This window comes from Clostridium fessum (assembly GCF_003024715.1).
GTDB classification, from domain to species: domain Bacteria; phylum Bacillota; class Clostridia; order Lachnospirales; family Lachnospiraceae; genus Otoolea; species Otoolea fessa.
This window is the reverse complement of record NZ_PYLO01000002.1, coordinates 25,802-42,725: the sequence shown is the minus strand read 5'-3', so window position 1 is coordinate 42,725 and position 16,924 is coordinate 25,802. Positions and strand designations below refer to the sequence as shown.

The 16,924-nt window shown below is 49.7% G+C and carries 12 protein-coding genes and 4 tRNA genes; 15 read left to right on the top strand and 1 reads right to left on the bottom strand.

Annotated elements, in window-relative coordinates:
* Window positions 1-11 precede the first annotated feature (11 nt).
* The 7 genes from cysS to C7U56_RS05185 all read left to right on the top strand — a co-directional run bounded on the left by cysS (window position 12) and on the right by C7U56_RS05185 (window position 3,562).
* Window positions 12-1,421: a cysteine--tRNA ligase gene (gene cysS / locus C7U56_RS05215; protein WP_107000478.1), complete on the top strand. Its 1,410-nt coding sequence runs from the start codon at window positions 12-14 to the stop codon at window positions 1,419-1,421.
* Entirely contained in the window at window positions 1,406-1,843 is a 438-nt protein-coding gene (locus C7U56_RS05210) for a Mini-ribonuclease 3 (protein WP_107000477.1), read from the top strand. The genes cysS and C7U56_RS05210 overlap by 16 nt, the downstream gene beginning before the upstream one ends.
* 19 nt (window positions 1,844-1,862) lie before the next feature.
* On the top strand, window positions 1,863-2,627 hold the full coding sequence (gene rlmB, locus C7U56_RS05205) for a 23S rRNA (guanosine(2251)-2'-O)-methyltransferase RlmB (RefSeq protein ID WP_022358985.1): 765 nt from the start codon (window positions 1,863-1,865) through the stop codon (window positions 2,625-2,627).
* Between the two features lie 234 nt (window positions 2,628-2,861).
* Window positions 2,862-2,934: transfer RNA gene (locus C7U56_RS05200), tRNA-Thr, on the top strand.
* 103 nt (window positions 2,935-3,037) lie between these two features.
* Window positions 3,038-3,110: transfer RNA gene (locus C7U56_RS05195), tRNA-Ala, on the top strand.
* Between the two features lie 277 nt (window positions 3,111-3,387).
* A tRNA-Leu gene (locus C7U56_RS05190) sits at window positions 3,388-3,467 on the top strand.
* 11 nt (window positions 3,468-3,478) lie between these two features.
* A tRNA-Leu gene (locus C7U56_RS05185) sits at window positions 3,479-3,562 on the top strand.
* A gap of 149 nt (window positions 3,563-3,711) precedes the next feature.
* Here the strand turns inward: C7U56_RS05185 and C7U56_RS05180 are convergent.
* On the bottom strand, window positions 3,712-4,047 hold the full coding sequence (locus C7U56_RS05180; protein WP_022358984.1) for a cyclic-di-AMP receptor: 336 nt from the start codon (window positions 4,045-4,047) through the stop codon (window positions 3,712-3,714).
* 188 nt (window positions 4,048-4,235) lie between these two features.
* Here C7U56_RS05180 and C7U56_RS05175 point away from each other — a divergent pair, with 188 nt between their 5' ends.
* The 8 genes from C7U56_RS05175 (at window position 4,236) to C7U56_RS05140 (ending at window position 16,903) form a co-directional block, all read left to right on the top strand.
* Entirely contained in the window at window positions 4,236-4,850 is a 615-nt protein-coding gene (locus tag C7U56_RS05175) for an HAD family hydrolase (protein ID WP_107000476.1), read from the top strand.
* 304 nt (window positions 4,851-5,154) lie between these two features.
* Window positions 5,155-5,400 (top strand): (2Fe-2S) ferredoxin domain-containing protein, encoded by a 246-nt coding sequence (locus C7U56_RS05170; RefSeq protein ID WP_107000475.1) that lies wholly within the window; start codon window positions 5,155-5,157, stop codon window positions 5,398-5,400.
* Window positions 5,401-5,437: 37 nt separating this feature from the next.
* On the top strand, window positions 5,438-7,153 hold the full coding sequence (locus tag C7U56_RS05165; RefSeq protein WP_107000474.1) for a [Fe-Fe] hydrogenase large subunit C-terminal domain-containing protein: 1,716 nt from the start codon (window positions 5,438-5,440) through the stop codon (window positions 7,151-7,153).
* A complete protein-coding gene (locus tag C7U56_RS05160) occupies window positions 7,154-8,338 on the top strand; it encodes a SpoIIE family protein phosphatase (RefSeq protein WP_107000473.1) in 1,185 nt (394 codons plus the stop codon).
* Between the two features lie 15 nt (window positions 8,339-8,353).
* Window positions 8,354-9,805 carry a 4Fe-4S dicluster domain-containing protein gene (locus tag C7U56_RS05155; protein ID WP_107000472.1) on the top strand — a complete coding sequence of 484 codons (1,452 nt, stop codon included), beginning with the start codon at window positions 8,354-8,356 and terminating at the stop codon, window positions 9,803-9,805.
* An 834-nt stretch (window positions 9,806-10,639) separates the two neighbouring features.
* The gene (locus C7U56_RS05150; protein WP_146143909.1) at window positions 10,640-11,869 is read left to right on the top strand and encodes a DUF6273 domain-containing protein; all 1,230 of its coding nucleotides are present in this window, start codon (window positions 10,640-10,642) and stop codon (window positions 11,867-11,869) included.
* 104 nt (window positions 11,870-11,973) lie between these two features.
* The gene (locus tag C7U56_RS05145) at window positions 11,974-15,876 is read left to right on the top strand and encodes an Ig-like domain-containing protein (RefSeq protein ID WP_107000470.1); all 3,903 of its coding nucleotides are present in this window, start codon (window positions 11,974-11,976) and stop codon (window positions 15,874-15,876) included.
* Between the two features lie 82 nt (window positions 15,877-15,958).
* The gene (locus C7U56_RS05140) at window positions 15,959-16,903 is read left to right on the top strand and encodes a hypothetical protein (RefSeq protein ID WP_146143908.1); all 945 of its coding nucleotides are present in this window, start codon (window positions 15,959-15,961) and stop codon (window positions 16,901-16,903) included.
* Window positions 16,904-16,924: the final 21 nt, after the last annotated feature.

The window sequence follows — 16,924 nt, the reverse complement described above, 5'->3', positions numbered from 1 at the left end:
GTAATGAGGTTATGAAAATTTTCAACACATTGTCCCGCAGAAAAGAGGAGTTTGTGCCGATCGAACCGGGCAAGGTTAAGATGTATGTGTGCGGACCGACCGTTTACAATTTTATTCATATTGGAAATGCAAGACCGATGATCGTATTTGATACGGTCCGCCGGTATTTTGAGTACAAAGGATACGAAGTAAACTATGTATCTAACTTTACTGATGTGGATGACAAGATCATCAGGAAAGCCATCGAGGAGGGCGTGGATGCGGAGACGATCTCCAAGCGCTATATCGCAGAGTGCAAAAAAGATATGGAGATGATGAACGTCAAACCGGCGACGAAGAATCCGCAGGCGACTCAGGAGATCGGCGGTATGATCGAGATGATCAATACGTTGATCGAAAAAGGACATGCGTATGTGGCAGCTGACGGCACGGTTTATTTCCGCACCAAATCCTTTAAAGAGTACGGAAAACTGTCCCATAAAAATCTGGACGATCTGCAGTCCGGCTTCCGTGAGATCAAGGTAACCGGCGAGGAAGGCAAGGAAGATCCGACCGATTTCGTTCTCTGGAAACCGAAAAAAGAAGGAGAGCCGTTCTGGGAGTCTCCGTGGTGCCAGGGCCGTCCAGGCTGGCATATCGAGTGCTCCGAGATGTCCAAGAAATACCTTGGCGAGTCCATCGATATCCATGCAGGCGGAGAGGATCTGATCTTCCCGCACCATGAAAATGAGATCGCGCAGAGCGAGTGCGCGAATGGCAAGACCTTTGCCAACTACTGGATGCACAACGCATTCTTAAATATTGATAACCGCAAGATGTCCAAATCTCTTGGAAACTTCTTTACCGTGCGTGAGATCAGTGAGAAATACGATTTGCAGGTTCTGCGTCTCTTCATGCTGAGCGCCCAGTACCGCAGCCCGCTCAATTTCAGCGCGGATTTGATGGAAGCTTCGAAAAACAGCTTAGAGCGCATCCGCACTGCGGCAGAGCATCAGGCAGACTGCCTGAAAGCAGCGAAAGAGGGCGAGATGACGGCAGAGGAGAAGCAGAATCAGGCAGCAGTCGAGGAGTTGGTTCAGAAGTTCGAGACGGCGATGGACGATGATTTCAACACCGCAGATGCGATTTCAGCTATTTTTGAGATTGTACGCCTGAGCAACTCCACGATTTCGGAAGCATCGACGAAGGCATACGTTTCCTATGTTAAAGAGACGATGGATAAACTCTGCGATGTGCTCGGTATTATCACGGAGAAGAAGGAAGAGATTCTGGACAGCGAAGTAGAAGACTTGATCGCAAAACGCCAGCAGGCGAGAAAAGACAAGAATTTCGCACTGGCGGATGAGATCCGTGGACAGCTTCTCGATATGGGAATTATTCTGGAAGATACGAGAGAGGGCGTCAAATGGAAACGGGCTTAAATGCGTTTAAGGAAGCGCTGCATTTAAAACATGTTGAGGCGGGGGAGTATTCCCCGCTGGCGCTGGCGTATATCGGAGATGCGGTCTATGAGCTGGCGATCCGTACCCTTGTCATGAACCGCGGCAATATGCAGGTCAACAAGATGCACAAGAAGACGGCGAACCTGGTCAAGGCGGACGCACAGGCACATTTTTATCTGCTTCTGGAGGAAGAGCTGACGGATGCGGAGAAGGCGGCATACCGACGCGGACGCAATGCGAAATCTTTTACGATGCCGAAGCACGCGACGATGAAGGATTACCGGATGGCGACCGGATTTGAGGCGCTGATGGGCTATCTCTATCTGACCGAGCAGTTTGACAGGATGGCAGAACTTCTGGGAAAAGGGCTGGAACAGATGGGAGAATTAATATCGTTATAAATCATGATGAGGAAGATAGATGGAACAGGAAAATAAGCAGGAAAATAGATTTGAAGAGACGATGATCGAAGGCAGAAATGCCGTTTTAGAGGCATTCCGTTCGGGCAAGACGGTGGATAAGCTGTTTGTGCTGGATGGCTGCCAGGATGGACCGGTCAAGACGATCACGAGAGAGGCAAAAAAGCAGAATACGATCATCCACTATGTGGCGAAGGAGAGACTCGACCAGCTTTCTGAGACCGGCAAGCATCAGGGCGTGATTGCACAGGCAGCGGCATACCGCTATGCAGAGGTGGAAGATATGCTAAAGCTGGCAGAAGAGAAAGGCGAGCCGCCGTTTCTCTTTATTCTGGATGGCATTGAGGATCCGCATAATCTGGGTGCGATCATCCGTACTGCCAATCTGGCAGGCGCACATGGCGTGATCATCCCGAAACGCCGCGCAGTGGGACTGACATCGACGGTTGCGAAGACCTCGGCGGGAGCGCTGAATTATACGCCGGTGGCGAAGGTAACCAATATTTCAGCCACGATCGAGGAGCTGAAAGAGAGAGGACTCTGGTTTGTTTGCGCCGATATGGGCGGAGAGAGCATGTACCGCCTCGACTTAAAAGGACCGATCGGTCTGGTGATTGGCAATGAGGGCGAAGGTGTCAGCCGTCTGGTGCGGGAAAAATGTGATTTCATCGCATCGATCCCGATGAAGGGAGATATCGACTCCCTGAACGCATCGGTGGCAGCTGGTGTGCTGGCATATGAGATTGTGCGTCAGAGAATGATGTAGGGTAAGTGAAAGGTATCGGGCAACCGATTCCGCTACTCCCCTCCCCGTTGGAATCATATAAAAATATGAAAAGATAGGAAATGAGAATCGGATGTCTGCGAATGAAAACGGAGGCATCCGATGAAAAAAACGGGAAATTTAAAAAAATAAAAAAAATTCAAAAAAACCGTTGACAAAACGATTGTATCATGATAAACTAATCGAGGCTTAGAGATGAGCCGAAAACAAAAAGATGCTGCTGTAGCACAGTCGGTAGTGCGTCGCATTGGTAGTGCGGAGGTCACGGGTCCGATTCCCGTCAGCAGCTCTGCTAGAAAAGAACGGAAGCCTTTGATTTACAAGGGTTTCCGTTTTTTTTATTCTCTACTTGCAATTCATTCCAGTTGTGCTATAATGATAACAGTTTGGACGGGGACATAGCTCAGCTGGGAGAGCGTTGCGTTCGCAACGCAAAGGTCGCGGGTTCGAATCCCGTTGTCTCCATGATAGAGAAAGCCTTGAAAACACTGGTTTTTCCTTTGTTTTCAAGGCTTTTTTGTGTTTTTAAGATTTCAAGCGGAACAAAATATTCCGTTATAGGTACAAACTTTTCGGTACAAGGATCACACGAAAGATCACACGGACTTTCAGTATCGATGAATTTGCCGCACATTTTTTAAAAAAGAACTTTCGAAAAAATTCAAAAAAATAAAAAAAACTCTTCCATTTTGAACTACCCTATGTTATAATAAACTCACTTGTGAGTCAGAAAGACAAGCAAGCGGGCATGGCGGAATTGGCAGACGCGCCAGATTTAGGTTCTGGTACGAGAGTGTGCAGGTTCAAGTCCTGTTGCCCGCACTAGAAATTACGCAGAAGTGGCGGAATTGGCAGACGCGCACGGTTCAGGTCCGTGTGATGGCAACATCATGAGGGTTCAAGTCCCTTCTTCTGCATGATTAGCTGCAGAACCTGAGTGCAGCGTGGAACTCCCAGAGATGATTTCTCCGGGAGTTTTTCTTTTTCTATACAAGGAATCAAAAAGGGGCAGACGCGCAAGCGAAAGCCCCTTTTGTAATTCGAATTTGTAATATAAATCAAAAAATTAGAATTTCTGAAATTCTTCTACATTTATTACAAATACGGTTGCTCCGCCGACTTTCATGTTCATCGGAACGGTCATATTAACGGTCGGGCAGCAGTTTCCGGCCATGGTCGGCGGCGTGTATACAAGCTGCTCGCGGGCACCGGACATTTTTTTGATGATGGAGATGGCGTCCTCGACGCGTTCATCTTCGACACCGAGCATCAGGGTTGTACTTTTCTTTTTCAGAAAGCCGCCCATCGTGGAAAGCTTGGTGACAAAGAAGGAGTGCTGGTTTAATTCATATACTAAATCATCGGCGTCCTCACTGCCAATGATTGCGATAATCATTTTCATAAGCGGTACCTCCTGAAAAATTTTCTATTATTGTACCATTAATTTATGAAAATGGAAATAAAAAAATGAGAAATTTATGTTAAAATATAAATGATTATGATTGCTTGCAGGTGAGAATTTTTTGGACTGAAAATTCCATCTGCCGCAGGAATGGCGGCAGATTTGCGGGATGAGAGAAAGGCAGAAGTATGATTCGAAATATAGTATTTGATATGGGAATGGTTTTACTGGAGTATGATCCGGTCAAGGTGTGCTGGGAGTACACAGATAATCCGGAGGATGTGGAGTGGATGCACCGCGAATTGTTTGATTCGAAGGAGTGGTCGCTTTTAGACGAGGGAACGCTGACGGATGCACAGGCGCTGGAGCGGGTGCAGAAACGCCTGCCAAATGAACATCTGCGCTGGCTGGCGAAGGAAAGTCTGGAACACTGGCATGAGTACAACATCTGGGCAAAGCCGGGGATGGGAGAGCTGGTGAAGGAACTGAAAGAAAAGGGCTGCGGCATCTACCTCTGCTCGAATTGTTCCGTGCGCCTGCGTGTGTTCGAGTATGAGATTCCGGGCATTGAATATTTTGATGGCACGCTTGTCTCAGCGGAGGAGAAGCTGGCGAAGCCGAATCCGGCGATCTATGAGAGATTGTTTGAAAAATTTCATCTCAAAGCGGAAGAATGCTTTTTCATCGATGACCGTCAGGATAACATCGATAGCGCGAAGGGCTGCGGCATGGATGGTTACTGTTTTGCGGACGGGAATGTGGAGAGGCTGCGGGCGTACATGGAGGAGATGGAAATATTATAGAAAAGCAGTGCAAGGTGGCCGATAAAAAGATTATTTTCCTAAAAAACACCGGGAGAGTCATAAGCTGATGAAAAGAAAGTGAAAAGGTTTTGGAATCAGGCACTTATGGTCTAAAAAAAATACAAAATCAGCAAGAAATTTGATTGATAATAATATCACAATATGAGATAATGAAGAAGAATGGGGAAAGATGCATTTTTAGTAAATTCCCCTGGAAGATGCATGTGAACAGGCAGTTTTTTGACCGGGAATCTCCGGTGAAAGGCTGCGTCTGTTTTATAACGGATAGTGAGGAGGTCATTATATGAGAGTATCGATTTGTATCGGAAGTGCCTGTCATCTGAAAGGATCCCGTGAGGTAATCCAGAAGCTGCAGAAGCTGGTTTCAGAGAATCATCTGGACAGTGAGGTAGATTTAAATGGAGATTTCTGCAGCGGCAACTGCCGTAAAGGTGTCTGTGTGACGATAGACGGAGAACTGTATTCCGTAAAACCGGAGACAACCGAAGAATTTTTCCAGAAGGAGATTCTGGGACGCCTGAACGCGTAATCGTTTACATATAACGGCAAAAAGAGAGGGAGAGTCTATGCCGATTATTGATTTTAAGGCGACGATGTGTAAGCATTGTTATAAATGTGTGCGGGGCTGCGAAGTGAAATCAATCATGATCCGGGATGGTCATGCATATATCATGCCAAATCGCTGTATTCTCTGTGGGCAGTGCCTTTTGAACTGCCCGCAGTCGGCAAAACGTGTTCCGAGCGAACTTTCCAAGGTCAAAAAGCTGATTGAGAGCGGCGCACCGGTCATTGCATCGCTGTCGTCTTCCTATATGGGGGTTCTGCCGTATAAAAAGCGGGGGCAGGTCAAGTCAGCATTAAAAAAGCTGGGATTTACGAATGTTTGTGATGCGGCGGAGGGCGCCGCGCTGGCGACGGAAGAGTATGTCCGTTTATTAGAGCAGGGCGAGATGAAAAATATCATCACAACTGCCTGTCCGAGTATCGTGAACCTGATTGAGATTCATTATCCGGAACTCATCAAATATCTGGCACCGGTGCTGATTCCGTCGGGGATCCATACGCGCATGCTGCACGCGGAGTTCGGCGAGACGGCGAAGGTAGTTGTGATCGGACCGTGTATCGCGGAAAAAGAGAAAAACAGGGTTGTGAAGCCGGATGCAGTCCTCACATTTGAGGATTTAAAACAGTGGCTGTCAGAGGAACAGATCGAGATCGAAGCATGTGAGGAAGAACCGTTCGAGGATCGTGAACCGGGCGCGAACCTGCGTTATCCGGTCAGCGGCGGACTGCTCACGGCGGTGACGGCGACCCAGAAGAAACCGGACAAGTACCGCAAGTTCTACGTCAGCGGCGTGAAGGACTGTCTGGATGTCTGTGAGGCGATGAAAACCGGCGAGGTGGCTGGCTGTTTCATCGAGATGAACGCCTGTCATGGAGGCTGTGTCAATGGACCGTCCACGGCGACCTCGGTGTCGAGTTTTAAAGTTAAGCTGGATCTGGAAGCGATGCTTCCGAAGGAACCGGCAGATTTGTCCCTGATGCATGAGGCGGCGCGTCAGGTAGAGATTCACCGGACGTTTGCGGACCGTTCCCAGAAGGAGCGGATTCCGACCGAGGAAGAGATCCGGGAGATCTTGAAAAAGACGGGCAAGACGACACCAGAGCAGGAATTAAACTGTGGTGCGTGCGGTTATCCGACCTGCCGGGAGAAAGCGATCGCCGTTTTCCAGAAAAAGGCGGAGGTCGATATGTGTATTCCGTACCTGCATGACCGGGCGCAGTCGCTGTCTCATCTGGTGATGGATACGTCCCCGAACCTGATCATGATCATCGACGATGATATGCGGATCCGGGAGTGTTCGGTGGCGGCAGAAATGTATTTCGGCGTCAAACCGGAGGCGATCAAGGGAAAACCGCTGGAGGACTTTATCAACGCCGAGGATGTACGCGAGGTATTCCGGACGCACACAAGCGTCCATAGCCGGAAGGTGATCTATCCGGATCGGAATCTTGTGACGCTTCAAAACATTGCGTATATCGATGACGGCAATTTTGTCATTGCCACGATCATTGATGTGACGCGCGAGGAAAAACAGGCAAAACAGGAATATGCCAAGAAAAAGGCGACCATTGATCTGGCACAGAATGTCATTTACAAACAGATGATGGTTGCACAGAATATTGCCGGACTCCTGGGTGAGACGACGGCGGAGACGAAGACAACCCTGATGAAGCTTTGTTCCCTGATTGACGATGAGAGCGAAAGTGAGGTCCGATAAATGGGAGTAACCGTAGATGTCACGTTTAAAAGTCTGAATAAGTATTCAGAGATCCTGTGCGGCGATACGGTAGAGTGCCTGAAAACGGAAGATTCGGACGTTATCATTCTGGCGGATGGCATGGGAAGCGGCGTCAAGGCGAATATTCTTTCGACGCTGACGGCAAAGATTCTGGGTACGATGTTTTTAAATGGAGCCACGCTGGAGGAATGTGTGGAGACGATTGTGCAGACGCTTCCGATCTGTCAGACGAGACAGGTGGCGTATGCGACGTTCTCGATTCTCCAGATTTTCAACAACGGCGAGGTATATTTAGTTGAATATGATAACCCGCGATGCATTTTTTTGCGCTGTGGTCATGTGGTGGAGCTGCAGAAATACAAGCGTCTCGTCAAGGACAAGGAGATCAGCGAGTGCCGGTTCCAGGTTCAGAAGGGTGATGCGCTGGTACTTGTCAGCGACGGCGTGACGCACGCGGGAGTCGGAAAGAGCGGCAAATATAAATTTGGCTGGCCGTGGGAGTCGGTGGCAGAGTTTGTTTCGGAACAATGCCTGACCTCTCTTTCGTCGGCACGTATGGCGGCGGCACTCTGTGCGGAATGCAGCCAGATTTACGAGGGAAAACCGGGCGATGATACGACGGTTGTGGTAGCTCGGATCATTGACCGGAAACCGGTCAACCTGATGACGGGACCGCCGCTCGACCGCAACGACGATGAGACGATCACGGCGGATTTTATGAAAGATGAGTCGGCAAAGCACATTGTATCGGGCGGAACCAGCGCGACGATCCTGTCGCGGGAGCTGGGACGACCGCTGCGGGTATCAATGGATTACAGCGACCCGGATATTCCGCCGATCGCTTTTATGGAAGGTATCGATCTGGTGACGGAGGGAGTCCTGACGCTGCGGAAAGCGATCGAACTTCTGAAACGCTATCTGATCGAATGCGATTTAAGTTCTGAGTTTTTCAGCGAGTTGGACAAGAAAAATGGTGCGTCCATGATCGCGAAGATTTTGATAGAAGACTGCACGGAATTACATATGTTTGTGGGAACGGCGGCGAACAGCGCCTACCAGAATCCAGGGCTGGCGTTTGATCTGGGAATCCGCCAGAACCTGGTCAAACAGCTAAAAGAAGCAGTCGAAGGTATGGGAAAGAAAGTTACGGTAACGTATTATTAATAAGGAGGATAAACCATGGTAACGAATGACGCGACAATTCTGCGCATCAAACATGAGATACTTTATGAGGTAGCAAAGCTTGCCTGGAATGATCAGTTAGAGGACGGAAGAGACGATATTCCGTACAAAATCAGCCCTGGTCCGCAGGCACAGTACCGCTGCTGTGTATACAAGGAGAGAGAGATTGTCCGCCAGAGAATCCGTCTGGCAGAAGGTAAATGTCCGTCTGACCGCAATACAAACAACGTCGTACAGGTTATCAATGCAGCCTGTGAGGAGTGCCCGATTGCGTCCTACACAGTCACCGATAACTGCCGTAAATGTATGGGTAAAGCCTGCCAGAACTCCTGTCCGTTTGGAGCGATCAGCATGGGAAATACCAAGGCGCACATCGACCCGGATAAATGCCGCGAGTGCGGAAAGTGTTCCCAGGCATGCCCATACAATGCGATTGCCCATCTGGAGCGCCCGTGTAAGAAGGTCTGCCCAGTGGATGCGATTACCTACGATGAGTATGGCGTATGTGTGATCGATGAGAAAAAATGTATCCAGTGTGGCGCCTGCATCCATTCCTGCCCGTTCGGTGCGATCGGTTCCAAGACCTTCATGGTCGATGTGATCCGCCTGATCAACGCAGGCAAAAAGGTCGTAGCGATGCTGGCACCGGCGACCGAAGGCCAGTTTGGACCGGACATCACGTTTGCAAGCTGGAAAACAGCTTTAAAGAAGATTGGATTTGCAGATATGATCGAGGTTGGTCTGGGCGGCGATATGACCGCGGCAGCTGAGGCAGAAGAGTGGGCGGAAGCTTACAAAGAGGGCAAGAAGATGACGACCTCCTGCTGTCCGGCATTTGTCAACATGATTAAACAGCATTTCCCGCAGCTGCTTGACAATATGTCCACGACGGTTTCCCCGATGTGTGCGGTCTCCCGTATGCTGAAGGCTCAGGATCCGGAGGTTGTCACCGTCTTTATCGGACCGTGTATCGCGAAGAAGAGCGAGACGCTGGATCTGAATATCCAGGGCAATGCGGACTATGCGATGACTTACGGAGAGATCCGTGCGATGATGCGGGCGAAAGATGTAAATCTGGAGCCGGAAGAGAACAGCATGCAGGAAGCCAGTGTATTTGGAAAACGCTTCGGCAACGGCGGCGGCGTAACAGCGGCGGTATTAGAATGTCTGAAGGAGTCTGGTGAGAATACCGATATCAAGGTAGCGCGCTGCAACGGTGCGGCTGAGTGTAAGAAAGCCCTTCTTCTTCTGAAAGTGGGACGTCTGCCGGAGGACTTCATCGAGGGTATGGCGTGCGTCGGCGGCTGTGTCGGCGGACCGAGCAAGCACAAAGCCGAGCTGGAGGCGAAGAAGTCGAGAGACAAACTCATCGCCGAGGCAGATGCAAGAGAAGTACATGAGAACCTGAAGGCGTATGATATGTCGTCGTTCTCGATGCATCGGCATTGATGTGGGATACCCTTGGGAGAATGTGGCTGAGATAAAATAAATAGGAATTTATATATGAGTTAGTGGGAAAGTGCCTGCTCTGGAAAATGAAATTTGGAATATGAATTTTATTTTCTGGGGCGGGCGTTTTTCGTTGTGAAAATTCCAAAAGAGTTCTTGCATTTAGAGAATAGATGTGTTAGACTCAATATATCTTATCGAAATGAACTGCGGTCGCAGGTGGTTTCGTTCTAATTTATCTTTTTATTCTGGTAATTTGTGAGGTGCGTTTCGCACAGAATTCGATGATTTAGGAAAATTTGGGAGAATCGGATAACTGTATCGTTATAAAAAATGTGCAATATATTATATGATATATGCAATGTAAAATGAAAGCTTTTTATAGACGGAAAGAACCGTTGTTTAACTCAGAGTGAGGATGTGAAAAAGGTTTGAGGGGGGAGGTTTGAGTTGTTAAAAATAAACATGGGGGCTCATAAAGGGCGTCGCTGCCGGAATGGTACCATTTTGGGAATATCACTGATATTGATATTTTCATCCGGTAGAATGGCGCTGGCAGCTGAAAATGCAGTGAAACAGGCAGAAACAGCTGTCATAGTCGGCTACAGCGTCTCATTTATAGATGCTGAGAATGCAAATCATCTTATATTTCATACGCAAACGGGCAAAGTTTTGGAAGGAACTTCTCTGAATGTATCTTTCCCAGAGCAAATCATAGGGAGCGACGGGCATATCTGGAAATCAGCGGTACAGTCACCGCAAATATTTGAACTGTATGGAACAGGAACTGAAAAAATTTATATCAAATATGAAAGAGGCGGCAAGGTCCCAGAAATGGGAGCAGAGGAGGATGCCGCCATGCTGGCGCTTCGGAAACGCCTGGAACGATGGAAACAGAGGGCATGGGAGGCAGAGTGCGCCATATTTGGGCGCGAGGATGCGGCGGTATCGGGCAGCGATTCCGGTCTGACCGTTCAAAATCAGTCGGAAAATGATGCCAGGATCCGGAATCTGGTATCTGCGATTGGGGATGCAGCGTGGCATGAATTTTATCTGATTGGTCAGGATTTTACACCATCGGCAAAAACAATCGGGGTGGAATACGACGCGGTTTATTCTGAGGTGGAAGAGGATTCCTTTTCGGTGGATGGAAAGGAATATATCATCACGCGCATCCGGGTGCGGAGAAACTGGGATGACCGTACTTGTACGCATCAGTGGAGCCAATGGGAGTGGGAGGAAAATGATTGCTTAAAGAATGGGCGGGCAGTGTATGTCTGCGGACGATGTCAGAAAGAAAAGATAGAGCGCCTTCCGGCGCTGGGGCACCTGGATGAAAACGGGGATCAAATCTGTGACCGCTGTGGAAGCGTGGATTGGAGTGAAAGTGAAATGCCCGAAAAAGTGATCTGGAAGGAGGGCGATGTCCAGCTGCGCGAGGTGGGCGGAGAGATTTTGTCATTTACCTGTATCGACGACGATTACCATGACTGGCAGAATGAACACCGGAAAGCAGCGCTGTTTCTCTGTGACCGCGTGATCCGGGCGGATGTGGACACGGCACCGGGAAAAAAGATGAACATTTTCTCGTTTGGCAAAGACAATAATTATAAAACTTCGCAGGTGCGCGCATGGCTGCAGAAAAACAGTCAGAACAGCAGCTTCTGTCTGGAACCGATCCATACGGGAATCCAGACCGCGTACATGGGAAGCACGGCGGCTGGTGCATTTTCGCAGACGTCCGGGCGGGAACTGGCGCGTCATGATATTGGTTTTCAGCTTATGAACGACCAGCTTTTCTGCCTGTCATTGGAAGAGGCACTTGCGTACCGGGAATATCTATGGCGGTTTGATTCCGGGGATGATAACCCACAAAGTCAGGTCAGTGCCTATTCACAGGGATATTATCTGCGGACGCCTTTTTATTTGCAGGATGAAAACGGGAAATTCATTTATAATCAGCAGATTTATGGCGTTGACCTGGTAAATGGCTGTCTGCGTCCGGTGAGGACGGACAGTGAGACATATGGAGTACGTCCGGCATTTGCACTGTCACAGATGTAAAAAAGAATACTTGTTGAGCTTGGAAAGCGGGAGTGAAGCTGTTTGGCAGTTTGATTAGGAAAGAGATTAATCAATCTAATGTTTGGGGAAAGAGGGGAACGTGTATGGGGAAAAAGAAGATGAAAAAAGTGATTCCATTTACGGTGATGACGACGATGTTTTTGTCGGCGACGCTGCCGGCGTTTGCGGCGAGCGGGTTTGTGTTTGAGGATTGGGATTTGGGGATTGTTTCGGAAAGGAAGGAAAAGTTAGATGATACAGACGATGCCATAAAAAGGCGGAAAGAATGGCAGAAACGGGCTGCATCGTCCAGTGAGCTTATGAATGCGGATGTGAGGGCAACTCCCTCTGAATTACGTTCTTCCAAAGTCATAGAGGCAACTCCTTCACAATTAATCATGCCGCGCGTTAGCGTCAGCGCCAGCCTCGGAAATCTCTGGGAAAACTGGGATGTGGTGGATTTGAGCTTTCTGGATGGAACACATGGACTTGGAACGAAACAAAAACCGTATCAGATACGCACGAAACATCAGCTGATGGGACTTAGCTTCCTGGCGGCGTTTGGCATGCAGCCGGATTACGGCGAGGTGGAAGAAGAGATCGTGGGGGATTACCGGGGCGCATGGTTTGAGCTGACGGCGAACATCGATCTGGGAGGAATGGACTGGAATCCGATCGGTTATTACCGGGATGATTCAGAATTTTCAGGGGAGGTGACGCACCCGTTTACGGCAAATCTGGATGGAAACGGTTATAAGATTTCAAATTTCCGGTTTGCAGGAGGCAGTTCGCCGAATGTTGGATTCTTTGGTGCGCTGGATGGGGCGGAGATCCGAAATCTGATGCTGGAACCAGGAAAGCCGGTCAAAGGAGTGCGTCAGGTGGGAATTTTGGCAGGAAATGCGAAGAATTCCAAGATTTTTAATTGTCAGGTAAAAGGCGATGTGGAAGGAACCGGAGCGGTCGGTGGAATGATCGGGCACATGGAAGGCAGCACGGTGGAAAATGGAACGGCACAGGTAACGGTCCGAACGACGGGACGTGCAGCCGGAGCGCAGGCGCTTGCGGGCGGAATCGCCGGGGAAGCGGCGGATGATTCTCGTATCATTGACTGCCAGGTCCGCACCGGGGATAACAGTACCTCGCGGATTCAGGGAACGGATGCGACTGTCGGCGGAATCGTGGGGCTTCAGAATGGGGCGGCTCTCTACAATACCTATGTAAATGGCACGATCGGCGGTTCTGGCAGCCAGAATGTCGGAGGACTCGTTGGAGAACGAATCAGCGGAGACTTGAAAGTGGGGCGGTTTGAGGGAACGATCGGTCAGTCGGGAACCGGGGCTGCCGGACACAGAGGAACCTTCATCGGATATCGCGCACCAGCTAATTATTTTAAATATGGGGATGACATCGCGTACCTGTTTGCGGATACGGAGGCGAAAATCGCAAACAATGTCTGTGGAAGCGGCATTTCAGATGATAACCAGTATACATACGCGGCGCACATCGGATATTCCCACGCGAAGGACAATTTCTTCACGCTGGTATCCGGCGGTGTCACGCGGGATGTGGACGAGCGATATTTTTATGAAGAACTGGAACAGGGGATTCTCTCGATTGTGGATGAAGAGCTGGGCGGGGAGATGGATGCGGAGTCGGTGGGGTATGATCTTGACCATTTTGCACCAAATGATGCGGGACGCCCGGTCCGTGGTTATCTGATTACGATTCCGCAGGTCGATACCGTCTCCAATGGAACGAATTATTACGATGTGGCAGTGCTGGAAGCACGGGGAAATGGCGCGTATTACCGGACACTCGATAAAGAACACCGCGGTGCGGTGGCACCGGGAAAGACGGTGACGGTCAGCACCTCGGCAAAGCAGGCGGAAAAAGCACGCTTTCAGATGGAGGGAGTTCCGACGTACACGCGTGGGAAGAGCCGGAAAGATACTACTTATGTAAATGGCGGCGAGTATTGTTTTACGATGCCGGAGGAAAATACGCAGGTGTCGGCGGTTTATAAAAAGGTGGCAGTTTCGGTCGGTCTGACGCCGGGCGTGACGAAATTCCAGGTGGTGCAGGAGCGGACCGGAAACCGGAAACATCCGACGAAAGTCACACGCGTGATGGATGGAAATGGAAAATTAATTGCGACGTACATCCATGGAAATCTGCAGGCGGGAACACAGGTGCAGCCGGTGACGGTGCAGGCGATTGTGGATCGGAATAATGATGTGGCGGATGCATCGGTGCGCTGGAGTATCGATGATTCAGATTTGATTACGTTACTTCCAAATGACGATGAGGAAAGTGGTTATACGAAAAAGAGCGCGTCAGTCCAGGTAAATTTAAATAGTTCGTTTATCACTGATATAGTCCGGAAACTGGAAAAAGAGCAGGCAGACCGCGGATACCAGTATGCGATCGGAAGCGACATATACGGAGCAGGGTATCAGAATGGCGGCGTAGCGGTGCTGACGGCAGAGACGAAACCGGCGGCGAGCTTTGATGGGAAGCCGTGCCGGGGAAATGCGCGGATTGAGGTTACGTTCCAGATCAAGGATCAGACCTATGTAGCCAATGAGGGGGCAGAACTGAATCAGGATCAGTTGAAATTTGAGGTTGTGCGGACATTAACCGGAAATCGGAAACATCCAGATGAAACGATTCAGGTCACGGCACCGCAGGTCTTGAGTGCGTCTTTTACACCCGATTATTTTGACCGGAAAGATATATCGTGGACTGTCGGTGACGCAGCACTGATTTCGGTGGACGGAGAGAACAAGTCTGCCGGTGTGCAGGCGAAAAAGGATGCAAAATGGATCCGGGATCTGATCGCGGCAGATCAGGGCAGACATGTAAATACACCGTATGAAATACAGACAGCTTCTGGCAGCCGCACGACGAAGGTGACAGTGATCGGCGATGATATGCTTGGAAACCGGCAGACGGCATCGTGCAGAGTACAGGTGGATTTCCGGACAGTGGACGAATCGAAGATTTGTGTGGAAGGCATCAGCCTTATACCGAAAACGCTGCAATACGAGATCAAACGCACCCGGACGGGGGCAGGTTATCGTCCGGTGGAGGCATGGACGGGAACCGGTGCGAAAAAGCTGGCAGCGTCGGTATTTCCGGCGCAGGCGTTTAACCAGAAAGTGACATATCAGGCAAGTGATGATTCGCTGTATGTATCATCGGATGGAACCGTGACGGTCAATACGACGGCTTCCTGGATACAGGAGCTTGACCGTCAATACTTAAAATCAGGCAGCCATACGGCATATGTGACCGTGAAAACCGAGGATGGTGGCTTCACGGATCGGGCGGCAGTCACAATTCAGTATGAGGCGGTCGATCAGACATACAGCGGAGGTTCCCATTCGGGTGGAGGTTCTCATTCGGGCGGCGTCTTGGGTGGAGGCTCTTCTTCTGGAAAGGGGGCAGTGGCAGGAAGCAGCGCAGCGAATGCAACCGGACCGGCATCGGGGTTCAGTGATTTGACAGGAGCGGGTATTGGAAATCTGACAGAAGGACAGGCAGGCCCCGGGCAGAATGCGGATGCGGCAGCCATACCGGAATATGTAGTAGCTGGAAACTGGCGGAAGAATGCAGATGGAACCTGGCAGTTTGAAGCGGGCGGTAGAAGCTATGCTTCTGAATGGGCGGCTATCCACAATCCATATGCCGATCCGGCAAAGGGGCAGAGTACGTTTGACTGGTTCCGATTTGATGCAGATGGCAGAATGGTGAACGGCTGGTATACGGATGTGGATGGAAACACATATTATCTCTGGAAGGAAATGGATGGAACACAGGGGCGTATGCTGACTGGCTGGAACTGGCTGCCGGGAAGCGATGGAGTGTTTCATTGTTACTATTTTCAGGAAAAATCTGATGGAATGAGGGGACGTTTGTATCGAAATACGCACACGCCCGATGGGAATTTAGTCAATGCGGATGGTTCCTGGGTGCTGGACGGAATAGTACAGACGAGAAGCTGAGAGAGGAGGAGAGAAGAAAACAGAGATAAACAGGAAAATGAAGTGGAATGACACGGAAAGAATAAAAAATGGGGGTAAAAAAATGAAACAGGATAAGAAAACAACCAATAAATCGGGATGTACAGCCGTACTGGCAGCAGCCATGATCGCATCCGGAGGTTTCAGCGCTTATGCGGGCAATCAGGGAACGCATGGCGGTGAATGGAAGGACACAGAGAGTCTGAGATGGGAGTGGCAGAATGGAGAGATGAGTTTTTACGGAAATGGAAGTATTTTTTCAGAGCAGCACCCAGAGATCAGCGATCCGGAATATTACCTGAAAGAGGCAGTCCGTTATCCGGGGGAAGCAAATCCAGGGTGGAATATGAAGGGAGAACCGAAAGCAAATTATAGCTGGGCTTCGGTTGAAGAATTGCAGAAATTTGTCAATAGTTTTGACTGGATTCATTTGGATGAAAAAACGCGTCTTCTGTATGTGCATAACCGGATTGCAAACGGAGAGGGAGGTTTTAACCAGAATCATTACGGTTCGCCGGAAGAGGCAAAGGATTTCCCGGTTTTGGAAGGAGGCATTGGCGTCTGCCGGGATTTCGCGAAAGAATTTCAGTTCCTATGCCAGATCGTAGGGCTGGAGTGTGTGACCTACACGCCGGAATATCTCCATGATGCGTGCCTGGTGCGGATCGGCACGCAGTGGTATGCGACGGATCCGACCTCCAGCCTGCCGCTATTTTCAAATGCGAAAACATATCCGGTTGACTTTGAGACGGAGTTTTACCGCTATGAGAATAAGGAGCGGGAGCAGAGAAGAAAGGACTATGAAGCGGATCCAGACAGTCTTGCCAATGTGTTGGCGCTGACCTTGAGTATGCGGGGAGAAGGGACGATTTCCGAGGCTGCCTGGGAGAAAATACAGGCACCGATGGGGCAGATAGAAGAACAGTGGGGACGACAGGAAATATCAAGACAGGAGTATGAAAAGGGGATTATCTCGCTGCTGAAATCAGTTTGGGGAACTGAAAAATAAAGAAAACGAGGGACTGCCGGT

What these genes read in the sequence shown, in the direction of transcription:
- C7U56_RS05155 (WP_107000472.1), top strand. Translation starts at nt 8,354, where the DNA reads ATGGTAACGAATGACGCGACAATTCTGCGCATCAAACATGAGATACTT.
- C7U56_RS05170 (WP_107000475.1), top strand. Translation starts at nt 5,155, where the DNA reads ATGAGAGTATCGATTTGTATCGGAAGTGCCTGTCATCTGAAAGGATCC.
- C7U56_RS05140 (WP_146143908.1), top strand. Translation starts at nt 15,959, where the DNA reads ATGAAACAGGATAAGAAAACAACCAATAAATCGGGATGTACAGCCGTA.
- C7U56_RS05210 (WP_107000477.1), top strand. Translation starts at nt 1,406, where the DNA reads ATGGAAACGGGCTTAAATGCGTTTAAGGAAGCGCTGCATTTAAAACAT.
- C7U56_RS05145 (WP_107000470.1), top strand. Translation starts at nt 11,974, where the DNA reads ATGGGGAAAAAGAAGATGAAAAAAGTGATTCCATTTACGGTGATGACG.
- C7U56_RS05165 (WP_107000474.1), top strand. Translation starts at nt 5,438, where the DNA reads ATGCCGATTATTGATTTTAAGGCGACGATGTGTAAGCATTGTTATAAA.
- rlmB (WP_022358985.1), top strand. Translation starts at nt 1,863, where the DNA reads ATGGAACAGGAAAATAAGCAGGAAAATAGATTTGAAGAGACGATGATC.
- cysS (WP_107000478.1), top strand. Translation starts at nt 12, where the DNA reads ATGAAAATTTTCAACACATTGTCCCGCAGAAAAGAGGAGTTTGTGCCG.
- C7U56_RS05180 (WP_022358984.1), bottom strand. Translation starts at nt 4,047, where the DNA reads ATGAAAATGATTATCGCAATCATTGGCAGTGAGGACGCCGATGATTTA.
- C7U56_RS05150 (WP_146143909.1), top strand. Translation starts at nt 10,640, where the DNA reads ATGGGAGCAGAGGAGGATGCCGCCATGCTGGCGCTTCGGAAACGCCTG.
- C7U56_RS05160 (WP_107000473.1), top strand. Translation starts at nt 7,154, where the DNA reads ATGGGAGTAACCGTAGATGTCACGTTTAAAAGTCTGAATAAGTATTCA.
- C7U56_RS05175 (WP_107000476.1), top strand. Translation starts at nt 4,236, where the DNA reads ATGATTCGAAATATAGTATTTGATATGGGAATGGTTTTACTGGAGTAT.